Annotated in this window: 14 protein-coding genes; 8 read left to right on the top strand and 6 right to left on the bottom strand. The window is 54.0% G+C overall.

The annotated features are described in order from the left end of the window. Window positions 1-20: 20 nt before the first annotated feature. Together LOC67_RS12710 and dxr are read right to left on the bottom strand one after the other, a co-directional pair. The gene (locus LOC67_RS12710; RefSeq protein ID WP_230262980.1) at window positions 21-2165 is read right to left on the bottom strand and encodes a site-2 protease family protein; all 2145 of its coding nucleotides are present in this window, start codon (window positions 2163-2165) and stop codon (window positions 21-23) included. A 479-nt stretch (window positions 2166-2644) separates the two neighbouring features. Continuing rightward, a complete protein-coding gene (gene dxr / locus LOC67_RS12705) occupies window positions 2645-3922 on the bottom strand; it encodes a 1-deoxy-D-xylulose-5-phosphate reductoisomerase (protein ID WP_410001144.1) in 1278 nt (425 codons plus the stop codon). Window positions 3923-4326: 404 nt separating this feature from the next. Here dxr and ftsH point away from each other — a divergent pair, with 404 nt between their 5' ends. The 6 genes from ftsH to LOC67_RS12675 all read left to right on the top strand — a co-directional run bounded on the left by ftsH (window position 4327) and on the right by LOC67_RS12675 (window position 11101). Further along, complete coding sequence (gene ftsH, locus LOC67_RS12700) at window positions 4327-6426, top strand: ATP-dependent zinc metalloprotease FtsH (protein WP_230262979.1); 2100 nt, start codon at window positions 4327-4329, stop codon at window positions 6424-6426. Between the two features lie 27 nt (window positions 6427-6453). After that, window positions 6454-7449: an SMP-30/gluconolactonase/LRE family protein gene (locus LOC67_RS12695; protein WP_230262978.1), complete on the top strand. Its 996-nt coding sequence runs from the start codon at window positions 6454-6456 to the stop codon at window positions 7447-7449. A gap of 299 nt (window positions 7450-7748) precedes the next feature. Further along, window positions 7749-7982 carry a hypothetical protein gene (locus LOC67_RS12690; RefSeq protein WP_230262977.1) on the top strand — a complete coding sequence of 78 codons (234 nt, stop codon included), beginning with the start codon at window positions 7749-7751 and terminating at the stop codon, window positions 7980-7982. Window positions 7983-8015: 33 nt separating this feature from the next. Next, a complete protein-coding gene (locus tag LOC67_RS12685) occupies window positions 8016-8753 on the top strand; it encodes a TIGR00266 family protein (RefSeq protein ID WP_230262976.1) in 738 nt (245 codons plus the stop codon). A gap of 1 nt (window position 8754) precedes the next feature. Beyond that, window positions 8755-10035, top strand: a complete 1281-nt coding sequence (locus LOC67_RS12680; protein WP_230262975.1) for a M48 family metallopeptidase — start codon at window positions 8755-8757, stop codon at window positions 10033-10035. Between the two features lie 298 nt (window positions 10036-10333). Beyond that, complete coding sequence (locus LOC67_RS12675; RefSeq protein ID WP_230262974.1) at window positions 10334-11101, top strand: hypothetical protein; 768 nt, start codon at window positions 10334-10336, stop codon at window positions 11099-11101. A 165-nt stretch (window positions 11102-11266) separates the two neighbouring features. Here the strand turns inward: LOC67_RS12675 and LOC67_RS12670 are convergent, their stop codons facing one another. The 3 genes from LOC67_RS12670 to LOC67_RS12660 form a co-directional block, all read right to left on the bottom strand. Continuing rightward, complete coding sequence (locus LOC67_RS12670) at window positions 11267-16261, bottom strand: Ig-like domain-containing protein (protein WP_230262973.1); 4995 nt, start codon at window positions 16259-16261, stop codon at window positions 11267-11269. Window positions 16262-16848: 587 nt separating this feature from the next. Beyond that, window positions 16849-17391, bottom strand: a complete 543-nt coding sequence (locus tag LOC67_RS12665; protein ID WP_230262972.1) for a DUF6580 family putative transport protein — start codon at window positions 17389-17391, stop codon at window positions 16849-16851. 436 nt (window positions 17392-17827) lie between these two features. Further along, window positions 17828-18625, bottom strand: coding sequence for a hypothetical protein (locus LOC67_RS12660; RefSeq protein ID WP_230262971.1), 798 nt, complete (start codon window positions 18623-18625; stop codon window positions 17828-17830). Here LOC67_RS12660 and LOC67_RS12655 point away from each other — a divergent pair. Together LOC67_RS12655 and LOC67_RS12650 are read left to right on the top strand one after the other, a co-directional pair. Next, window positions 18624-18785 (top strand): hypothetical protein, encoded by a 162-nt coding sequence (locus LOC67_RS12655; protein ID WP_230262970.1) that lies wholly within the window; start codon window positions 18624-18626, stop codon window positions 18783-18785. The two genes, LOC67_RS12660 and LOC67_RS12655, sit on opposite strands and share 2 nt — an antisense overlap. 261 nt (window positions 18786-19046) lie before the next feature. Next, the gene (locus tag LOC67_RS12650) at window positions 19047-20027 is read left to right on the top strand and encodes an ABC transporter ATP-binding protein (protein ID WP_230262969.1); all 981 of its coding nucleotides are present in this window, start codon (window positions 19047-19049) and stop codon (window positions 20025-20027) included. On the opposite strand, the gene LOC67_RS12645 is transcribed toward LOC67_RS12650, so the two are convergent. Next, complete coding sequence (locus LOC67_RS12645; RefSeq protein ID WP_230262968.1) at window positions 20028-21467, bottom strand: aldehyde dehydrogenase family protein; 1440 nt, start codon at window positions 21465-21467, stop codon at window positions 20028-20030. Between the last annotated feature and the right edge of the window lie 79 nt (window positions 21468-21546).

Genomic DNA, 21546 nt, shown 5'->3' with positions numbered 1-21546 from the left:
TGGGAGTAGACTGTTTCGATCTATCCCAACATGTTGCGTATGTCGTTGTAAAACACCATGACCATGACGGCGAGCAACATCAAGAACCCGGCGAGCGTCAAACGGTATTCGATTTCTTCGTTCACCCTGCGACCGCGCACAGCCTCGTAGATCAAGAACATGATATGACCGCCATCAAGCACAGGAACGGGCAAGAAGTTCAAGATGGCAAGGTTCATGCTGAGCATCGTCAGGAACAACAACTGGGCCGAAAAGCCGCGTTCTGCTTCGTAGCCGGCGACCTGGAAAATCCGGATCGGACCACCAACCATGTCGGCGTCGACCCGACCGGAGACGCCCATCTTTAGAAAACGAGTGACGTCGCTCAAACCGTTTTTGCTTTCACGAATCCCCAGTGAGACCGCTTCGCCGAACGAATTCGCCACCCGAACGAGACTGAAAGGTGCGAGCACGAGTCCTCGATCGAACTGTACCAATTCGCTGTCGGATCCGATCTGGACCGTCGACTCGATAATTTCTTGATTCGATCCGCGTGAGCACAGTAGGCGGAACTTTGTCCCGACCGGAAGCACTTGAAGCGATTCGAAGAATCCCCAGGAGGTTTCTTTGGTGCCGAACTTCCAAGGCTTTGAAAGTCCCTCAACCGCACTGCTAAGCGGCTTCTCTTTGTATTCTTGTGGGAAATCGTTTTCGGAAACCAAAACGACTTCTTTCAACGTATCACCGGCCTGGGGTGCGTCACCCGAAACCAGCATCGATTTGTCGAACGATGCAACGACGGAACTGACTTCAAAAGCAAAGCCATAGGCGTTCATCGCAGCGAATCGCCGCAGATGATCAAAGGGTTCGCTGGTCTGCAGCGAATCATCAGGCGTGATCGTCAGTGTCTTCTCTTCACCGCCACGCTTTACCGATAACATCACTTCGTTTTTGTCTGCAAGGTGCAGTAGCAGATTTCCAACGTTTAGGTCATCCAAGCCCTCGACCGAAACGATTTCGTCACCGACTTGCATTCCTGCTTTTTCCGCCGGTCCGCCTTTGACGAGCGCCGTGATATTACCTGGACGGACACGCAACCCGACCCAAGAGCTTTTTTGAACCGGAAGGCTGACCTCGTGTTCGGACCCGTCTTCACGCTTTAGGACAAGCGGGATCGACTCTTTCGGATGCGTAAAGATGTAGTCAAGCAGAGGCAAGCTGGGGATCTTGGCATCTGAATCGATCGGTGTCGAATTGAATGACACGATTTCCGCACCACGATCTTCTTCGGTCAAGACCTCAGCCGCAGCGGACTTGGCAACTGCGGCTTGCGTCGGATTGACCTTGGCCTGGAACGCAGTGCCGATGCCAATCAATCGATTGTATTTTTGCCCCGGCACGGACATCATTGGCAGTTCCAAGTCCCGTACATCGTCGCCATATTGAACGGAGACGGGCAGCATCTGTTCGCTGTCTTCGATTCCGGAGTGCAAGACTTCCTTCTTCATGTCACGAAAACGCATTTGCGTGTCCGTCATTCCGGCGATACTGATAACTTGACCGCCTGGCTCAAGGTTCGCCTGCCATGCGGGGCCGCCTGGGACAACACTGCCGACAAGCGTTGGCGTGTATGTAACACCAGACATAAATGCCCATGCGGCGAACATGCCGCCGGTGATCACGTTCATGAATACACCGGCACTCATGATGATCATGCGTTGCCAAACGGGCTTTGCCGGCAAGCTGCGTGGGTCGAATTCTTCGGTCCGTTGCGGTTGCTGTTCTTCCGCGTCGTCAGAAATTGCTTCTTCGTCAACTTCTTCAAGCTGCTTCGCTCGCTCGGACTCTTCCTTTAGCTTGCGTGGATCGTCATCCTGCCCAAGCATCTTGACGTAGCCACCTAGCGGAATCACGCCGATCCCATATTCGGTTTCACCGTAGCGGAACTTAGCCAACGCACTCGGTAGCTTGACCGGGCCGATCTTCAGAGGCGGGTCAAATCCGATATAGAACTTTTCACATTTGACTCCGAACGTCTTCGCGGCAACGAAGTGTCCAAGTTCATGCACAAAAATGACAACGCCGATTCCTAACGCGACGCGGGTCCAAAGCAACACTTGGGCCCAGAAGAGTTCCAATCCGGAAGGTTCTGCTTCGGCGAATAGGAGCAGCAGGTCGGTGAGCATCGCGGTACTTTCTGTTGATTCAATATTGGTTGATTGGAAACGTCAGGGCTGTGAAGCGCCAACATCTTCCAGTCTGAAACACGTTTCCCCCATCAATCAGGATGGCATCCGAGCGATCCGTCGAAGGGTCAACGTGTGTGAAAAACGGTAATTTGCTCTAATTATTCCAGCAAAAACGGCTCCTGGCCAGCAGCCATCTCGCTGAACCATTTTGCGTCGCCCCCCACCAATGACGCTTGCTTGACCGCAAAGCCGACAAGCCACTGGCCGGTGACAACTTTGCGTCAGACTTCACATCGGCCTCTTCGTCAGCCGAGTCAGTTTTGACGCAAAAGGCTAGCGTCAGATCGAAAAGCGATGCCCGGGTGTATCGAGACGTCAGTTCTTTCTACGCCAGAACGCGTATCTTGGCAGGATTCTGCCTGAAAACGTAGACCAATCGAACGGAAGGCGATTTAGGCGGAGATGTCTCAGCGAAGTCACCCGTCCATATCCGCACAACGGCAGGCCTCTTCACGAGCCCACCGATCCAGTTCAAGCAATCGCGAAAGCGTCGGACTGGACTCGAAAGTATGGTTTTCGAGCACTTTTTGACAGGTTGGCACAATTTGCGTGAAGCGAATTTTCTCGTCCAAGAACAGCTGCACTGCGACTTCGTTGGCCGCGTTGACAACCGCGCCTGCCGTTCCGCCACAAGCGGCGACTTCGAATCCCAGTTTCAATGCGGGGAAACGGTCCAAATCCGCTGGAAGCAACGTTAGATCCATCGGCTGTGAAAGATCCAGTTCGGGTGCCGGGCAAGGCAGGCGTCTTGGATAGGTCAAAGCGTATTGGATCGGCATCCGCATGTCCGGCGGACTCATCTGCGAAAGCACCGAACCGTCATCGAATTCGACCATCGAATGGATAATCGACTGCGGATGAACAGCGACATCGATTCGTTCGGCTGGCACATCGAACAGCCATCTCGCTTCAATGATTTCCAGGGCTTTGTTCATCATCGTCGCCGAATCGATGCTGATTTTCGGGCCCATCTGCCAAGTCGGATGGGCAAGAGCGTCTTTCGGCGTCGCTTCGTGCATCTGTTCCTTAGTTGCGGATCGGAAGGGTCCACCACTAGCGGTCAAAATCAGCTTTTTCGGCTCGGCGTTTGTATTGGCGATGCACTGGAAGATCGCAGAGTGCTCGCTATCGACCGGCAGAATCTTCGCGTCGCTATTAGCTAGCTTTTTGCGGACAAGGTCTCCTGCGACAACCAAGGTTTCCTTGTTGGCCAAGCCGACTCGTTTCCCGGATTCGATCGCGGCGATTGTGCTCTCAAGCCCTGCACGGCCAACGATCGCGGCGACCAGGACGTCGACTTCGGGTGACCTTGCGACGTCCACCAAGGCTTCATCGCCGAAGAGCAATTGGCATGTATTGGCATGCTCGTGATGTTGCTGACTCGTGGAAAACCGTTCACGCGCATTGCACTCTGCCGCGGCTTCGGCATCCGAAAAAACGACTCGTCGAGGCCCCCAATCGCCGGCACTTGCCCGATTAAAGATGTCCAGCAGACAATCGACATTGCGGTGCCCCGAAACTGCCCAAAGCCGCCAGCCAAATTGGGGGTCCAGCCGGTGTAGGTTTTCGAGCACGTCAACGGTCGCCGTTCCGATGCTTCCGGTGGCTCCTAAGACGGCAACGTTTTTCGTCGGGCGATCGTTCGGTACCGCGGCCGTTTGGTGGTTTTCAGTCGCGATCTCGCTCACATCCATCATCGGGGTGGGGGGAGAGGAACAATGCTTTGCAGTTGGGACGGACAAGCGGCGGACGCTTGCCGATCGCTGCCATAGCGTAGTACGACCCGCCCTTTCGTCACAACGGAATCTTTAGCGGGTTGTCTCGCTACCTGCGAAGCCGAACAATTGGCGGCGTTTCGCTGGCAATCGAGTAGGCTTATCTGTGCCAGACCGAGGCGGATTGCTACAGCGGCAAAATAACTGAAGGTGATTCAGGGTTTTTGTCCGCGTCAGATCAGCAATCCCAACCCACCGATGTTTTGCCGAATCACAACAATTTGTCAACTTTGGATCCCGCTTGATTCAAATGGCAATCGACGAGTGGCGATTCGGTCCCCAAATCATTCTCGCAATCCTTCCAATTTCAGTTTTAGACATTCATGAGTGACAAGAAGCGTTCCAATCGCGACTCCGATGGTAAGGAATCTCGTGGCGAAGGGCCTTCGCGGGATACCCGCGGTGGCGGAGTCTGGCTGGTCATCATCGCCGTCGTTGTTGCGGTGATGTTGAGCGCGATGATGTTCAACAACCAAGACATTTCGATGCCCTATCCGGTGCTCGAACAACTCTTGGTGGCTCATGCGGAAACGGAGGCGGATCCTGAAGACGCATCGAAAGCCGAACCCAAGGTAGTTGTCGACGCGCCCGGGAATTCCACCGAGAAGTGGGAATTTTCGAATCTGAAAACTGTCCTGCTGGGTGAAAACGAAATCACCGGGACCGTGATGTGGCGATCGATCAGCAGCGGCACTGAAAACGCGACAGAGAATCCGCCGATTCAAAAGACGTTTCGCACCATTCGCGATCGCAACGAAACCCAAGACGCACGAATGGACCAATTGGTCAGCCAGTCCGGTGTGAATTGGGATAACGCTCGGCCAAACACATTCTTGGCCGACAACTGGTTCAACTTGTTGATGTTGGTCGCGATCATCGCGATCGGTGCGATCATGTTGCGACGCATTGGCGGCGTCGGTTCACCGATGTCATTTTCACGCAGCCGTGGAAAGCTTCATGGTCAAGAAGATCTGTCGATCACGTTCGAAGACGCGGCAGGAATTGACGAAGCCGTCGAAGAAGTCCGCGAAGTCGTCGACTTCTTAAAGAACAGTGAAAAATACCAAGCGTTGGGTGGACGAATTCCCAAAGGTGTCTTGCTGGTCGGGCCTCCCGGTACCGGAAAAACCTTGTTGGCAAAGGCAATCGCTGGCGAAGCCGGTGTGCCGTTCTTCAGTCTCTCCGGTAGCGACTTTGTAGAAATGTTTGTCGGCGTCGGTGCCGCACGTGTCCGTGACATGTTCCAACAAGCGACTAGCCGCGCGCCGTGTATCATCTTCATCGACGAATTGGATGCGCTTGGTAAGAGCCGATCCGGTAGCGTTGTCGGCGGACATGACGAACGCGAACAAACGCTAAACGCACTGTTGGTCGAAATGGATGGTTTCGATTCCAACAACGGCGTAATCGTTGTCGCGGCAACCAACCGCCCCGAAACCTTAGACCCTGCACTGTTGCGTCCAGGCCGTTTCGATCGCCAAGTACTGGTCGATCGTCCCGACGTCGCCGGTCGCGAAGCGATCCTGAAGGTTCACGTGAAGAGCGTCAAACTTGGCGATGACGTCGACCTTCGTCATATCGCATCGATCACCAGTGGTTTCGTCGGCGCTGACTTGGCCAACCTCGTTAACGAAGCGGCTTTGTTGGCAGCACGCGCGGACAAGTCAGCTGTCAACACAAGCGAGTTCGATGAAGCGGTCGACCGGGTCACGGCCGGTTTGGAAAAGAAAAACCGCGTGATGAACGAAGACGAAAAGATTCGCGTGGCTTATCACGAAGCGGCTCACGCGCTGGTTGCCGCAGCATTGCCCAACACCGACCCAGTTCACAAGGTCAGCATCATTCCACGTGGCTTTGCCGCGCTGGGCTATACGATGCAGCGTCCAGAATCGGAACGCTACCTGATGACCAAGCTAGAATTGGAAAGCCGGATGAAAGTGCTTCTGGCGGGAACGTTGGCCGAGGAGATGGTGCTGCAAGATATCAGCACCGGCGCTCAAAATGACCTGGAACGCTGCACCGAAATCGCCCGTAGTATGGTCATGGATTACGGAATGAGCCGCCTTGGTCGGATTAATTACCGCCGCAGCAGCGGATCAGCATTCCTAGCGGGCAGTGGCGGCAACGGGCACTCGACAAGCTATGGGGAAGACACCGCCAAGATGATCGACAAGGAAGTCGCCCGAATTGTCGAAGAATCACTGGGACAAACGCGTGACATCCTTTCGCAGCGCCGTGAGGTTCTCGAAGCCATCACGCAGCGTCTGCTTGAGGTCGAAGCGATCGACAACACGGAACTTTTCCGCGTCATCGAGGAGACCTCCACCGGCCCTTGGCTGGTCCCCGGCACGGTTACAGAAAAACCTCGCGCCCAAATTCGCAAACCGGAAAATGATTTGGATACACTAAAGGACGCGAATTAACGCCTCCTTTCCCTGTGATTCATTTCAATGCGTAAACTGCTCTGTCTACTAGGCCTCGCGGCCACCTATTTAGGGTCAATCGTTTCCACCTACGGCCAAACACCTTCCACCATTGGCCGGATCGAAATCTTGTCTCCCGAGATGGAGCAGTTTGTAGACGGTGGAACCAAAATCGAAGTGCTCGGTGGCGGTTTCACATGGACCGAAGGGCCGGTTTGGATTCAAGACGATGCCGGTGGGCACCTTTTGTTTTCGGACATTCCTCGCAACAGTATCTTCCGTTGGTCCCCGGCCAAGGGAATCGAGCTGTTCATGTCACCCAGCGGCTATACCGGAGTGACCTATTACGGATTGGAACCCGGCAGCAACGGCCTGACGCTTGATCCGAATGGTCGACTCGCCATGTGTGAACACGGTGATCGCCGCGTCTCGGTGCTGACGCGAGGCGGCGGCAAACGCACGCTCGCTGATTCCTATCAAGGGAACCGATTGAACAGTCCCAATGACTTGGTATTCGATCGTGCCGGCAACCTCTATTTTACCGATCCACCTTACGGTTTACCCGAACGCGCTGACGATCCACGCAGAGAGCTCGATTTTTGTGGTGTTTATAAACTGGACACCGCAGGTGAACTGCATCTACTGACCAAGGAGATGACGCGTCCGAACGGGATCGGACTGTCACCAGACGAATCGACCCTCTACGTAGCGCAAAGTGATCCCCAGAACCCAATCTGGATGGCTTTCCCAATTGCCGATGGAAAAGTCGGCGATGGCAAGGTGCTTCACGATGCCAAGTCTGCGATGCGAGACTTTCCAGGCCTACCCGATGGCATGACCGTTGCCAAAGACGGGACCTTGTTCGCGAGCGGTCCCGGCGGGATCTATGTCATATCGCCCGAAGGCAAGTTACTTGGCCGAATTCTAACCGAAGGCCGTGTTAGCAATTGCACTTTTGACAATGAGCAAAAGTACCTTTACATGACCGCGGACGACTTCCTCTGCCGCGTTCAAATGAAGTAGTTAAAGGCTGCGATCTTGGTGCCTCGCTTTCAGCTTTTCCACACGCTTGATTGGGCTGAGAGCGAGCAGCGCTGTGCTAGAGAGCCCAATAAATGTGGCTTGTTCTCAGGCATTATCGATCTGGCCCGATCGCCCGTCATCTGATCCCCCCGAAAACTTGACAAGGCGCTCGTCCGCCCGCTATACCTAAGTCCAGCTTGCCGGGGGTGATTTCAGCGCCCTCAATTCGTCTAGCTTTTCCCTGTGACTGTCTCGACTGGCGATTCGGTCCTAGGCTTTATATTGAGGACTCCTCTTCGATGCTTCTTTCTCCATTCTCATTGATGGCTCGTCGTGGCGGGCTCGGCAGTATTGTCGGCTGGTTCATCCGCGTTGTCATTTATGACATTTGTATCACTGGCATTTCAGACATTCTGGGAGTGCCACGGATGGTCGCCTTGTTTATCTTCCTAGGCATTCTCGGTGTCATCGCATTCGTCGGCTACATGCTTCAAAACAAGTACGCTTCAGGAACTGCGGACAACGACTTTTAGTCCGACACTCTGTTTGACGTAGCGTTTTCAAGCATGGAATTTCAGGTCAATCACGCGCCAACGTTTTCGACTCTTCAGCTATCACTTAGTCAGAATGAGTATGTTGTGGCTCAGCCCAACAGCATGCTCACCATGACGGCAGGAATTCGAATTTCGGCGCGTGCCGGCCGGCAAGATCATCACCCCAGTGGTGAGGACAATACCGCCGCCGAACCAACGCGAAAGCGGTCTCATTCTTGGTTTGGCGGCTTGAAGAACATGCTTGGTGGAGAAAACTTCTTCACCGCAGAATTTCGCGCCAAAGACGACGGGCAAACCGTTGTCCTGGCCCCTGAAAGCTATGGCGACATTGTCGTCTTGGACCTGTCGCAGGAATCGGGATACTACCTGACGCGAGGCTCCTATTTGGCAAACGTCGGGCTGACAGCTATCCAGATAAAGTATGGCGGTCTGAAAGGGTTGATGAGCAAGAAGGGCCTGTTCCTGATGCATGCCACAGGGGCCGGTCACGTTTTTTGCCAAAGCTACGGTGCGGTCATCCACCGCTACCTTGATGAGGGTGAAACGCTGTTCGTGGACAACCGATTCATGATCGCGTTTTCCGATACCATCACCTACAAACTCGTTAAAGCAACCGACAAGATAAGTGATTCACTGATGTCCGGCGAAGGACTTGTTAATCGCTACACCGGGCCCGGTCATCTCTATTATCAAACCCGCGGAAAACCAACCGGCGGATTCTTGTCGACGTTAATCGACGCGGCATTCTGAAATGGATCCAAACTTGATTCCCGACCGCGCGGACTTGTTAGCGATCTTGCGTCGCGCGAACCAAAACGCTTGGCTTTGGATCTCGATCCGGTTTGTCGCCATCGCCGCGTTGATCTATTTCATCAATTGGAAGGCCGTCGTCGTTTCTCCGATCGCTTCGGTGATCGCTTGCTTGGTCGCTATTGGTCCATTTTTTATGGACTTTGCGCGGATCTGGGGCCAGTCGAAAAAGCGTGTTGAAGACATCAAAGAGTCGACCCGCTTTGGTGAACTTGACAAACACAAGCTCAAGTTCCTTTTCCAGGAAACTCTTCGGCGGCTTCATCTTGCCGCCAATGGGCCGCGTCTGTACGTCACAAATGATCGATCCTTAAATGCGAGCAGTCTACGCCTGACTTCATTCTTCACCGGCATCAACGGCATCTACCTGAACCGCCAGACGCTCCATAAGTTGAACGGTCAAGAAGTTCAGTCTGTCATGGGACATGAACTTGGACACTACTACAAGTTCAAACTGGTCGACGATCACCTGACGTTTCTTACCATAACGCTTGGCGCCCTGGTTGGACTCTTTGCTGTGCAAGAGATTCGCCTGACCGGGCTTCTGGGCTTCATCGTCCTCTCAGCGATCTGTTCGTTCTTTTGGATGATTAACAACATTCGGCATTCAAAGTATGGGCGCACTATCGAATACCTCTGTGACGACTTTGGTGCGCAGGTCAACGGCATCGAACCCTCGGTATCCAGCCTATTGAAGATCGGTCTGGATGCCGAAATTCGCGGCTTGGTTTACTTGGAAGTCTTAGGCCGCAACCTCGAGCAGCCGGACCTTTCCCCAAAAGACATCGCGACAGCGATCGAAGCAGCTGTCCCATTTGGCTTCCAAACCGAGGCCGATTTTTATGAATCGGTCGCGAAGGAAGTCCAAGCAAAACGACGATCCAACCGGCAACTCTCATTGAAGGGCTTCTTCAAGTACGTCTGGGAATCCGACACCCTCGATGATGAAGAAGATGTTCGTGACCAGCTCGAACAGATGGCAAAATATGTAAATCAGTTGCAACGAATCGAATGGGAAGAGATCCTCGATGACCCGAACGAAATCCGACTGTCGCCGTCTCAGATAGACCAACTTGCTGAGATGATCCTTCAGGCTCCCGGCAAAGTCCTCTTTCGCGTTCCAGAACTTCATGGCGAAGGCGACTCAATCCATCCTCCGATTGAGGATCGAATTCTGTATCTTTGGAAGAACCGAAATCACCCCGCCCCTCTGTCGCTTTAGCGATTGCCCCGGTGCGAATACATCGGTGTGAACGCGTCTGTGTAGCTACGGTGCGACTGCACCTGTGCAACTGCCCGCGCAAAGCTGTCTATGAATGGCCTCGGCCGCCGCTTCGAATCGTCAGATTCGAGAGTTTCCAGGCGAATGTCTCAGCCACAGGCTACTGAACAAAACGTAGCAGGAATGGGGACGTGGAACGATTTTTGCGGGCGTAATCTTGGGTTCTAAGTTGACCCTCAGCGGTGAGAGTAGAAGAATCAATTGGATACACCCAACACGTCGGAAAGGAGATCATTGAATGATCTATGATCCTTACCAATCTCGAAAACTGACCGGCCCCCATGCTGAGCTTTATGCACGCTCGCTGGGCGTGATGCTGGACGTTTTCCGAGATTGCTTTGCGCATCCCGACGATGATCAACATTGGCAATTCGGAGTACATCTGTTCGATTCCCTTGATTGGAGCACCAAGCTGACGCTATTACTGAAAGTGTCCAGGTTCGCTCTACTTGGCAAAGGAGACGCACACGATTGGGGAGCGTTAGAGAAAGCGGCGTGTTTCAGCGTCTACCAACACGTCTATCAGCAGCTCGAAATTGAAAGTGACTTAATCGATCTGGAAAATCGATCCCGTTGCGCCCCAATCTGGCCGGAATCGGGAAATCAAGAGTCCCTCGACCAAACCGAATGCTGCGCCGAGATACTGAAATGGAAACAACTCATCCGAGAGGCGTATCGTGAAGATGCGGTTCGCGATGGAGCGGATGACGATGAAATTCAATACATGCTCGCTGAAGAAGACGACGATGAGCTTCGCTATTACTTCAGCATCATCGATGTCTTAGCGAATCGCTTGGTCGATGACCGGGACTTTGAACTAGCGCCAAGCTTTATGGATGTCGATCCCGAGATCGGATTTATCGTCAAGGAAAGCTTGGGAATCTCAGGCGACTACTTTATCCAAGCCTCTGACGCAACTTCGATCGAAGTTGCGTTACAGACGTTCGACCAACTCGCTGATCTGGCTGGCACCTCGCGATTGCAAACTGACTTTCCGCCTTACTAGTCACTGGGCAAATCGAGGATTGAATCTCGCACCGCGACCGAACGGTACAACAAAAAACGCCAAGGCAAACATTTCTGTTCGCCTCGGCGTTTTGTTTTGGTTATGAGCGAACCACGCAACAGTGTTTCGAAAACGACTGCTGCAGCGATTTGCTCGTTTAGATTGTTATGCCAATGATGACTGGTCTTGAGCCAACAAGGACAAGAAATCGTCATCGTCGTCATCGGCATCCGAAGTCATCAATCCGACGGAACCTGACAGATCGGTGATTGCCGAATCATTGCTGGCGGTTAGGCCAGATCCAACCGATTCGCCTTCGCCACCTTCTGATGCGATTTGAACAGCCAAGTAGTTGATCACCATCAATGCATCGATCGGTGATGTTTGGAAGTCACCGTTGACGTCCGTGAATGATCCCGAATCAGCTTGTTCGCCTTCGCCCAAACGTCCCAGTGCATTAATGACTGACAACGCATCCGAAGGAGTCACAATTCCGTCATTGTTGACGTCCTCAGGCATCGCTTGGTTTTGTAGCGAGCTTACAGGATTGATCGTGATATCCAGAACATCGTAGCGGATCTGTGATACCGGCACCGGTTGGTCGCGGTCGAACAACAGGGTGTCTTGGAATGGCGACGAGTCGGCAGGGCTTGCTTTGACGCGTGTCACGGTGGTCGAAGCAACTGGGCCTGCGGTGAAGTAAACGGTCGCCATCAGGTTTGGTTCGGCAACGCTGCCGGATTCCGCAACCGTTTGACGAAGCAGTGAACCGAACTCATCGATGATTCCGTCACGAGCGGCAGTACCTACACCGGCGGACGCGTCAAAGTCGCTGTCAAAGGCGACATCGAAATCGAAGCGGCTTCCCGTAGGAACCGAACCGGGGCTCAGGACGCCAGAATCGTATAGCATGTCCATGTAGCTGGCGAAGACAAACGTGTTGCCATCGATCGCAGATCGCAGGTCTTCGACAAAGACTTGAACGCCAAAGGTATCGCCCGAGTTGACCGAGGCGATCGAGTTGCCGAGTTGATCGACCAATCCGAAGGACACTTCGACCAAGTCATCATCGCCCGCGGCGTCGCCGATGGCCAGGGTTACTTCAGCAACGCTACGCACGCCATCACCAGAAACGATGTAGTACGTGAAGCGGTCGTAGCCGCTGGCATTGCTATTGGCGAAGTAAGTGACGAAGTCGTCGGTCAGGTCGCTAGGTGTGCCGTTGTCATCGAAGCTAACGGTTCCCAACGAAGCGTCGATTCCGATGCCACGCTCGAGCAAGCTATTGGTCGGCCCGAAGATATCGTTATCGAGTACATCCAAGGTGTTTGGACCGTTTGCCGCACTGATGACAACTCCGTTGCTGTCGGTTCCGACCATGAACGCGTCGTCAATCGCACTGGCAAAGTTGTCCGACTGTGGGAAGATCGTCAACTCGGTTCGGCCCAAACGCTGCTGTGCTGGGGTCAGTGCGGTGTCTTCACCGACCAAAATGGTTTCCGCAACCGCCGTGTCAGCCGGGTCTGCGGCGAAGACTGCTACCCCAGGCGAGACTGCTGTCATGGTCAAGGTGAACAATTCGGCCGGATCACTGTGCTGGATCAAGTTGCCGTCACCTGGGATCGGTTGAACGGCACCGACTTCGTCGATCACACCAGGAATCGAAGCGTCGCCGAGCTGGAATCCGCTACCTTGGAAGTTTGGTCCGAAGGTGATGTCAAAGCCAAACGCATCGCCACTCATCGTGTCTTGCGTTGCGACCAAACCATCTGAGTACAGCAGGTCCAAGAAGGCTGATGCAACGCCTTCTGGATCGAAGACTTGATTGTTGAGTTCCTGGACGAAGACTCGGACGTAGAACTCTTGGCCAACCTGAACGCTTGAGATCGGTTGATTGTTGGTAACATCGTAGATGCCGATCGTGAAGTCGACCAAGTCATCTGCACGTGCCCCCGGCTGCGAATTCACCGTCACCGTCGCTTGGCTGGTGACACCATTGGCATCTTGAATGCTATAGGTGAATTGCTCTGTACCGGTAAAGCCAGCCACTGGGGTATAGCGAATCGTTTGTCCGCCGCCTTCCATCGTCACCGTACCGCCCTGATCGCCCGCGGTAACAGATACGATTCGAATGCCACCGGCGATGCTAGGAACGTCGTTGTCCAGAACATTCAGAGGTCGGTTGGTCGATCCCTGTGGAATGTCGAACGTATCGTCAACCGCGATTGGGACGTTCGATTGGAAGCTGACCGTCACCACCGCTTCGGCCGAATATCGGTTACCAGCTTGGTCTTGTACGGTGTACTGGAAGACGTCGCGTCCGGTAAAGCCATTGCGTGGCGTGTAGAAGACCGACTTGCCGTCACCAGCGATCGTTACAACACCGGAAGTTCCGTTGGTGTTCAAGGTGACGACCGTCAGTTCCGTCAGGCTCGACTGGAAATCATTGCCGAGTACGTCCAATTCGTTTGACAGCGAGTTGCGCGAAACGGTGAACGTGTCATCGTTGGCTACCGATGCCTGTTGCAAGATGTCGAACTGGTAATCTTCGACTTCACCCAAGTCAGCATCACCTGCTGGTCCGATGCCCGCTGTTGGGCTGTAACGGAAGCGAGCATAAGTCGAACCGATGACGGCATTTGCTGGAACGCTAACGGTAACATTCGAAAGTCCCGCAGCGACATTGGCGTTGGTGATGACTTGCTCTGAGGCATCGAAGACGCCGTTGGCATTGAAGTCGATCCAGCCCTGTAGATAAGCCGGTTGTCCCGAGGTGTTTCGTGCGTTGACTTGGATCGTCGCGGTTCCGCCGGGTCCGAGCGGCGAAAGCAATTGGATACCGTCTTCGTCGTCAACGTTGTTGTTGTCGTCGCCAAGTGCGGTGGCAGTTGGAAAACCGTCCACTTCACGGTCGACCAAAGTACCAAGTCCAACCGCTTGTGAGATTCCGTGGCTAGGTCCACCTGCCGCGACTGATGTCAGGTAGGTATCCGGGGCATCGCCGTAGTCACGCGATGGCAGGTTACCGAAGTTATAGTTGTCAGTCAGCCCGATACCGTCATAGGTGACGATGTGCTCGCCACTGGCGGGGAATGTCTGCTGGAAGCCTGCTTCGACAACTTCCCGAATGGTGTAGGTGCCTGGGCCTGGGAAGTCGATCGAGTAGTAACCGTTTGCATCGGTGACATCCGATGGCTCACCGAGGTCAGGCCGATCGTCACCGTCCAAGTCAAGGTAGATGTAGACACCTTCGAGCCCTTGCTCGTTGGTATCGAATTGGCCGTTTCCGTTAAGGTCAGCAAACTTGATCCCGGTCACATCCGAAACGACTTTGGTGAAACCGAAGTTCAAGTCGGTGGTTCCGGCGGTCGCACTGCGTTCGGTCGACGTGCTGGCGACATATTGTGCGGGGGTCTGTGCAACGACGGTGTAGGTCACGCCAGGTGCAACGTCCAATCGGTAGGATCCGTCCGCTGCGGAGACCGAAGAAGGCTCGGTCGCATCAAGTACGCGGTCGCCGTCGAGGTCAGCGTAAACCGTGATGCCAGCTAGTCCAGCATCGCCGTTGAAGGCACCGTCGCGGTTCGCATCATTAAAGACACGTCCGGTAATAGTTGAAGTCGCTCGACCGGTCGACAGTTCGAATGACAGCGATGCCGCAGTTCGGGTGTAGCCAAAGAAGCCTTCGGCAAGCTCAAACATATCTTCGCGGGCGAAGATTGGAGCAACGTCATCAACTGTTCCGACAATTCCATCGGGGCCTGGACCAACCAAATTATCGATCAACGCTTGTGCGACACCACCAGCATCCATGATGTTGTCTGTGCCGTTGTTAGGCGATGTATGTCGCTCTCCAAACGTGTGGCCTGCTTCGTGAGAGATCACGCCGCCAAGGAATTTGGAAATGACATCCAATTCGCTTACAGCAGGTGAACGTGGAATTGTCGTCGTCAGAGCTGAAATCTGATCGAGTACAACGGTCGTGATTTCACCGGGACGGAAGTTACCCACGTCGACCGATTCTGCGATCCCGTAGACTCCGTCGATACCGGTGTTTGAAACCAATCCGCCGACCATAACACGCGTCACAAGCGGGTTGTTGGTCAGGTCAGTGTTGCCAACCGCACAAGCACTGCGGTCACCAAACTCGGGGCACTCCAAAGAGCTGACAATTGTGATTCCGTATTGGCCACCGATGCCGGTTTCATCGTAATCGCCATTGTTGCCATAAACCGTGATCGTGTCGTAATGATCACGGACTTCAGCAAGAATCTGCTGCTGCAAAAGGTCACCATCGACCTGCGTCGGGTTGGTAAACCCTAGTACGCCCAGGTTGTCGACCAAGCGGTCAAATCGAACCATGCCCAACGGCAATGTCGAACCGCTGATTTCGCTGCTGGGATAGAACCCACCATCGAAATCGAGATACATGATTTGCTGAGCACCCAGTGGGGCTTGCTCAATCACGGGGCGGTATGCACGCAAGCCCATCGTGTAGTTAGCGCTGACGGCAGCAGGAGCCAAGCCGATGTAGTAGCGTCCTGTTTCTGGCACAACTTGGGCGCCAACCGCACTACCCAACGTTTGCAGTGGTGACCCCTTGGCGTACAGCACTTCACCAGTCACAGGATCCAAAAGCGACTGGTTCGAATCGGTACCAAACCAGAAACGACCTGGAGCTTGAGTTCCAGGTCCGTAGGAAACGCTGAAGTTGCCTTGGGCGCCGATCAACGCGATGTCCAAAATGTCGCCGGCTTGAAGGTCGACCGCGAAGTAATCGACGTCCGAGATGATTTGGTTCTGGGAATTGAAACTGATGTTCAACGAACCAGAGACGTCGATCGTGTCCTCTTGGCTGGCCAGTGTTCCCAAAGGAAGCACCTGTGCCGTCGCGATGGTGTCGTTCCCACCCCGCACCCCTGCGGTCTCATTTTCGCCAATCTGCATCGCAGTGACGGTGCCCACATTTCGCGGCAGCTGTGCGGCGAACAACGCTGGGTCGACAGGAACAGGAGTAAACGCGGTGTCGGACGCTAGCAGGCGCCGACCCTCCAGATTCTCCATCAGCAAACGCCGCTTTTGCCCGGAACGCGCAATTCGCTTTCGGTTGCCCTTGGCCGCATCGCGGCGTGAAGAATCGGAAAGTGTTCGTCGGATCATCGAAGGTCTCTACTTATAAACCCGGCTTTGGATGGATCAGAAAGGCGGGCCAAGTCGCGGGACAGGTTGGGAATATTCGCGAGCCAGCAGTGTAATTCCACCGAACTCGCCGAGCTAATTAAATCCATTCTCTTATCAGCCACAGCGTCTCGAATTCACACCGAATGCTGCAGCACTGAGCTGACGCACGTTTGACTGACATCGGACATTTAAATGCCGAGCATTGCAAAATACGTAGTGCTCGCCCAATCAGAAGGATGGGTAAAATGCGAAGCTTGAGGCGATTGGATAAGGGTTGGCTGCGATTCTAGTTGGGGCGAGTAGTGTGTCAACGAATCACCCGGGTCTGACGCATGTCGCAAAGTCGAAGTTCCGCAGTAAATCCTTTGTTTTGCCCGATTTCCGCAATGGATGTCGGTATTCCCCCAGACGCTTGACTTTCCCTATTTGCGTTTAGGAACGCTCGATAACCGCCCAAAAGCCTTGTCTCATAGCCACTTATTTGAAGTCCCAAAACGCGCAAAAAACAAGCCGAGAACGTGTTTTCGTCCTCGGCCTGGCGTTCGAATCTTTTCTAAATGGATTCGTTATGTAGCGGTTGTCGCGGTTGCAGCGAGGGCGTTCCCTCGCGACTGGATACGACTCATTTCCATTGCACCGAACATTGCAGCGGCAAAGAAAAAATCTCCGGCCATCGTGAAGCCGTAAAACGGAATCGCCGCCGTAAAGCAGGCGACCAACCCCTCAAATGTGGTGGGATACCATGGTCCCAACCAGACGCCGATGTTGCTGATCACAAAGAAAGTCGTCGAAGCCGCTAGAACGGCAAATGGAAGACGCTTCCAAGCAGCACCAGAATCTTGACGTGTCAAACGCCCCATTGCGACGGATGCAAAAAGCCCCAAATACACAAACAGCATTTGCTCAGGACGATAGAATCCCATTCCTGAAACGGAAAACAGCTGGCCGATGATGTCACTTGCCGCCAACGCGACCAGCGGCACCAGGTAAGCACGTCGACCCGCGACATAACAGCCAGCGAACAACCCCAGAGCACCGATGCAGGCGAAATTGGGTGGGTGTGGCAAAAAGCGAGACGCGACGGCAATCAAAGTCAGCAGGTAGATCATCTTCGATCATCCAAGTATGGCAAGAATGGCAGAAAGCACTTTTCTACCCGACGCCGTGACTGATCGAAAGCCCCTTTTCGATTCAGCAACCGCCGGCGTCGGTCGACATAACGGCCAACTGAACACCTGATTCGTCCAGTTGGCGCATCGCTTTTGCTATGTGTGAAATGTATCTGCGGAATGATCTACCGCTCTTCAAACCCGATTCCGCAGAAATCTCACTAGTGTTTCGTTCCATATGAAAATACGGGTTCGAACCATCAGCCGACGGGCGTTAGCCCCGGTTATTGCACTCAAACCGTGGCTAACGCCATACGGCTAATCCAAAAACCAAGCGGGTCCGATTCATCAGCCGACGGGCGTTAGCCCCGGTTAATGCACCGTAACCGTGGCTAACGCCATATGACTAATCCTAAAATCGAGTTGGAACGAAGCACTAGGGCATCGCGGTCAAACCGCCCATTACAGCTGCCTGCGCGATCGCTGCTTTTCGCTGATAAGGAGCCCGTCCCAAGAAAGCAGGGACACATGACCCGGCTCTGTAGTACCCCAGCGAATACTGGCACTCGTAGGGCGGCGTGATCGCAACCAAATATGGCAACATGGCAAATTGCGTGGCGAACCGACCTGCTGACGCTAATGGCTGCAAATGCGGGAATCGCGAATGTCCATGCCGCTCCAACATTCGATCCTCAAAATACAGTGGATGCGAGAAGTTGTTGGACGCTGCCCAGTATCGCTGGCTCCAATACCAGGACGCGTCCCGATCGGCACCGCTTTCTGGCAATGGAACTAGTACAGCCTGCTCTCCTTGGCGAAATCCCTTGGGGGTCTCCCCGTTGCCGATTTCATGCGTGTCAGTTGTCAACGCGGCGATCGGCGGCAGTGCAAAACGCCCCTCGGTGAACTGTGTTTTCCGACCTGCGAACAGCGATTCGTTGGACTCATCAGAATCTAGTTCTGGTGCCCGACTGCCGCTTTCGATCTGTAGCTCATCGTCGCCGCCTTCTTCGGCTAACATTTCCAGAGCGCCACGCAGTGTATCGTCATCCTTCGATTTCAACGACGGACTCTCGATCGGAGTCAAATCGTCTGCCGCTTCCTCTTGTGGCACCATCGCCCACCGTGGTGCATCCAAAAGGACTGTTTGAGTCGGTTGATCTGCTAGAACTGAAACATCAGTCGAACTAGCCAACAACCCCAACGCAATCATTCCTGTAATGGTCCGTCGCATGATTCCTTTCATCCTTGATAGTGGTGGCGAGCATTCACCGGTCGATCGCTCAATCTTTGGCGACACCCCACCAAGCGAGTCCCTGCTCGGTGGAATTGCCTCGGTCATCACTGTCACCAATCCTGCGTGTGACAAATCCATGACAATCCCACCGTCGTGATCGACCATCAATGCTGGCCCCCAACAACAAGAGTGTGTGATCTGCCACAACAGGAAAATCGCCGACGACCGAACCAGTCGTCAAAGTCACCCGGTGCATACACAATCACTCTGTCGGTTTACGACTTTGACTAACGTGGGCTTTGTTACATTATCCAAGTGCTTTCAACGCCGAATGCACAAACATGCACTAAGAGTCTTGCCTCGATGTGCATCAATTGATTTGCACGGCGTCTCGAACTTGCCAGCGGTATCCAAGCCTATGTCGACCGTCCGACTTCAGAACGTTTCTGTCAACTTTGGCCACACCCGAGTCCTTTCCGATCTGTGCCTTGATGTCCAAGACGGCGAGTACCTGGTGATACTGGGTGCTAGCGGCTGTGGGAAAACGACTCTGCTGCGTCTGATCGCGGGCCTTCTGCAACCGTCGTCGGGAACCGTTGAACTAAACGGGCAAAACGCAAGATGCATTCCCGCACGCAAACGGCGTGTCGCGTTCGTGCCGCAGGACAACGGCCTCTACCCACATCTGAAGATCTCGCAAAGCATCGCGTTGGGACTGAAAGAATCTCGTTCCGCGAAAGGAGCAAGCGAACTGATCTCGCAGGCAGCCGAAAGCTTGGGCATCTCTCACCTACTCGATCGATTGCCAGAACAACTCAGTGGAGGCCAACGAAAGCGAGCCGCCTTAGCAAAAGCAATCGTTTCTGGCGCCAACATCCGCCTGTACGACGAGCCTCTTTCGGCAATCGATGCTGCCGCTAAGTTTCGCATCGAGCAGGACCTTCGCATGACCCATCAGAACAGTCACGGCGTGACGATTCATGTGACTCATGATGGTTCCGAAGCAATGCGTCTTGCGGACAGGATCGCAGTCATCGACGGTGGCAAGATCGCTCAATGCGATACACCAGAGAACGTCTTTAGCCAACCACAGACTGTCAACGTAGCGGCGGCACTAGGCACATCACCATTTGTCACGGCGCATGTGACTCGCGATGAGGATGGTGACCTTTGGCGTGATGCCAGTCGCACTCAAGTGGTGAACCAAGAAGAACACCCTGGAAGTCAATCAGTGCTTTCAACTCATGATCGGCAAGCGACCATCGGCTACTATCTCGACGACCGGATAACTTCAAGCACCGAACTGAAACCTCCGTTGATCTGGACCGACCCCGAGCTTGGCCACCGGGTTCCAGTCGCCAAGCTTCGTTGGTTCACAAATTCGAATCAGTCGACTTGATTATGTCGACGCCGGAACCGGCAAATCAGCGACTTGGTAGGCGCGCGAGCGATAGAGGAAGTCGATGATGTTGCCTTCGTGAGGCTGCAGCCAATTCAAACGATTCGTTGGGATCGGCCCAATGTTGATTCGGTCGATATCAACGCAGCTGCTTGCCTGTTGGATGAAGGCAGGGTCACGAGTCAGAACGGTTCCCACCAAAGTCGGGCCGATACGGCGCAACATTTCCGCTTGCGGACATTCGACGACACCGACGAATGGGAACATGTACTCCTTCGAAGCTACACCCCGATCTGGCGAATCGGCGTGCAGAACCATCGGACGCAGGTATGCGCAGTGCTCGCGTTCGATCAGCTTGTCGCCATACTCGGCAGTCATATCCGTCACGCCGGACTCTGCCAAATCTTGTTGAACCATGGCGTAGGTTCCCGTTGCCATGGCAGGAACGGTGAACGCGGCCAACTGAGCGTTCTCGTCCGTCGGAGGCAACACATCCACTGGCCCAATACGCTCGGCGATCGCTTGTGCGATTTCACGTGTGTGACGACTGGCCCAAATGCCGCTGCAGTTGATGCAAGAACGGCCTGAGTTACTGAGCACACTTTCGACCATCATGTCGAGGTACAGTTCCCAATCATCGACAACATCATCACATAGAATGATCTTGGACCAACCCGGTCCGTGTGCTTGAACACGCGGGTTACCTGCGTGCTGCGCGACCGTTTGGGCGCTACCGAAAATCATACTGCGCGAGGTCTTCGTCATGATCGCACCACCGGCATCGTGCCCGCCTGGGTACAAACCAAACGCTTCCGCCGGAACCCCGGCTTCGATGAACGCGGAAACCATTCGGTAAGGCGTCCAAGGTTCTTGTGAGCCTGGCTTGAGTGCCAATCCGATTTGCAATGGAATCGCAGGCAACCAAAGCGTGTGAACCCCGGGCGAGTTATTTGGCAGAACCGCACCCAGAATAGGCGTCTGTGCTTGGTAGCTGACGATTACGCCACGGCCTTCTTCGCCATATCCTTTGCTGAAGACATTGAGGTCCAGACCGCGAGTGAGGCAGTCGAGGATCTCGGTCATATTGGCCAGTACAAAACTGTTTTTCTTCAGGTTCGATCGGCACATGTGCTCGGGCAAGCCGGTGCTCGCGGACTGCTGATGCACAAATTGATCGACCGATTGCTTTGAATCACCGACCTGCAATTCGGCAGTCTCGAATAGCTCAGCCGCCTTTTTACACATGTCCAACAGTTCGGCCGGCGTGTACTTCAACAACGCTTCGCGTGCCTTGTCGGCCTTCTTCAAATCACGAGCGACGATGCCTCCACCAACCGAACCGAATTTGGCGATGGGCTCGCCGGTATCAAAGTGCACGACGTCTTTGATTTCAATCGACTCGTATGGCTTGCCCCAGCGAAGCGGTTGCAGTGTGATCATGGTGAATAAAGTGTGTTTTAAATGTGCGAAGTAGAGACAGCATCACCACCGAGCAGCCGCCTATTCGCGGAACGCTTGC

Source organism: Stieleria sp. JC731, assembly GCF_020966635.1.
In the GTDB taxonomy this organism is placed as follows: domain Bacteria; phylum Planctomycetota; class Planctomycetia; order Pirellulales; family Pirellulaceae; genus Stieleria.
This window is presented reverse-complemented; position numbering and strand designations above follow the sequence as displayed.

Coding starts and splice junctions, on each gene's coding strand:
- LOC67_RS12650 (WP_230262969.1), top strand. CDS start 19,047: ATGTCGACCGTCCGACTTCAGAACGTTTCTGTCAACTTTGGCCACACC.
- LOC67_RS12695 (WP_230262978.1), top strand. CDS start 6,454: ATGCGTAAACTGCTCTGTCTACTAGGCCTCGCGGCCACCTATTTAGGG.
- LOC67_RS12680 (WP_230262975.1), top strand. CDS start 8,755: ATGGATCCAAACTTGATTCCCGACCGCGCGGACTTGTTAGCGATCTTG.
- LOC67_RS12655 (WP_230262970.1), top strand. CDS start 18,624: ATGATTCCTTTCATCCTTGATAGTGGTGGCGAGCATTCACCGGTCGAT.
- LOC67_RS12660 (WP_230262971.1), bottom strand. CDS start 18,625: ATGCGACGGACCATTACAGGAATGATTGCGTTGGGGTTGTTGGCTAGT.
- LOC67_RS12645 (WP_230262968.1), bottom strand. CDS start 21,467: ATGATCACACTGCAACCGCTTCGCTGGGGCAAGCCATACGAGTCGATT.
- dxr (WP_410001144.1), bottom strand. CDS start 3,922: ATGGATGTGAGCGAGATCGCGACTGAAAACCACCAAACGGCCGCGGTA.
- LOC67_RS12685 (WP_230262976.1), top strand. CDS start 8,016: ATGGAATTTCAGGTCAATCACGCGCCAACGTTTTCGACTCTTCAGCTA.
- LOC67_RS12710 (WP_230262980.1), bottom strand. CDS start 2,165: ATGCTCACCGACCTGCTGCTCCTATTCGCCGAAGCAGAACCTTCCGGA.
- LOC67_RS12670 (WP_230262973.1), bottom strand. CDS start 16,261: ATGATCCGACGAACACTTTCCGATTCTTCACGCCGCGATGCGGCCAAG.
- ftsH (WP_230262979.1), top strand. CDS start 4,327: ATGAGTGACAAGAAGCGTTCCAATCGCGACTCCGATGGTAAGGAATCT.
- LOC67_RS12675 (WP_230262974.1), top strand. CDS start 10,334: ATGATCTATGATCCTTACCAATCTCGAAAACTGACCGGCCCCCATGCT.
- LOC67_RS12665 (WP_230262972.1), bottom strand. CDS start 17,391: ATGATCTACCTGCTGACTTTGATTGCCGTCGCGTCTCGCTTTTTGCCA.
- LOC67_RS12690 (WP_230262977.1), top strand. CDS start 7,749: ATGCTTCTTTCTCCATTCTCATTGATGGCTCGTCGTGGCGGGCTCGGC.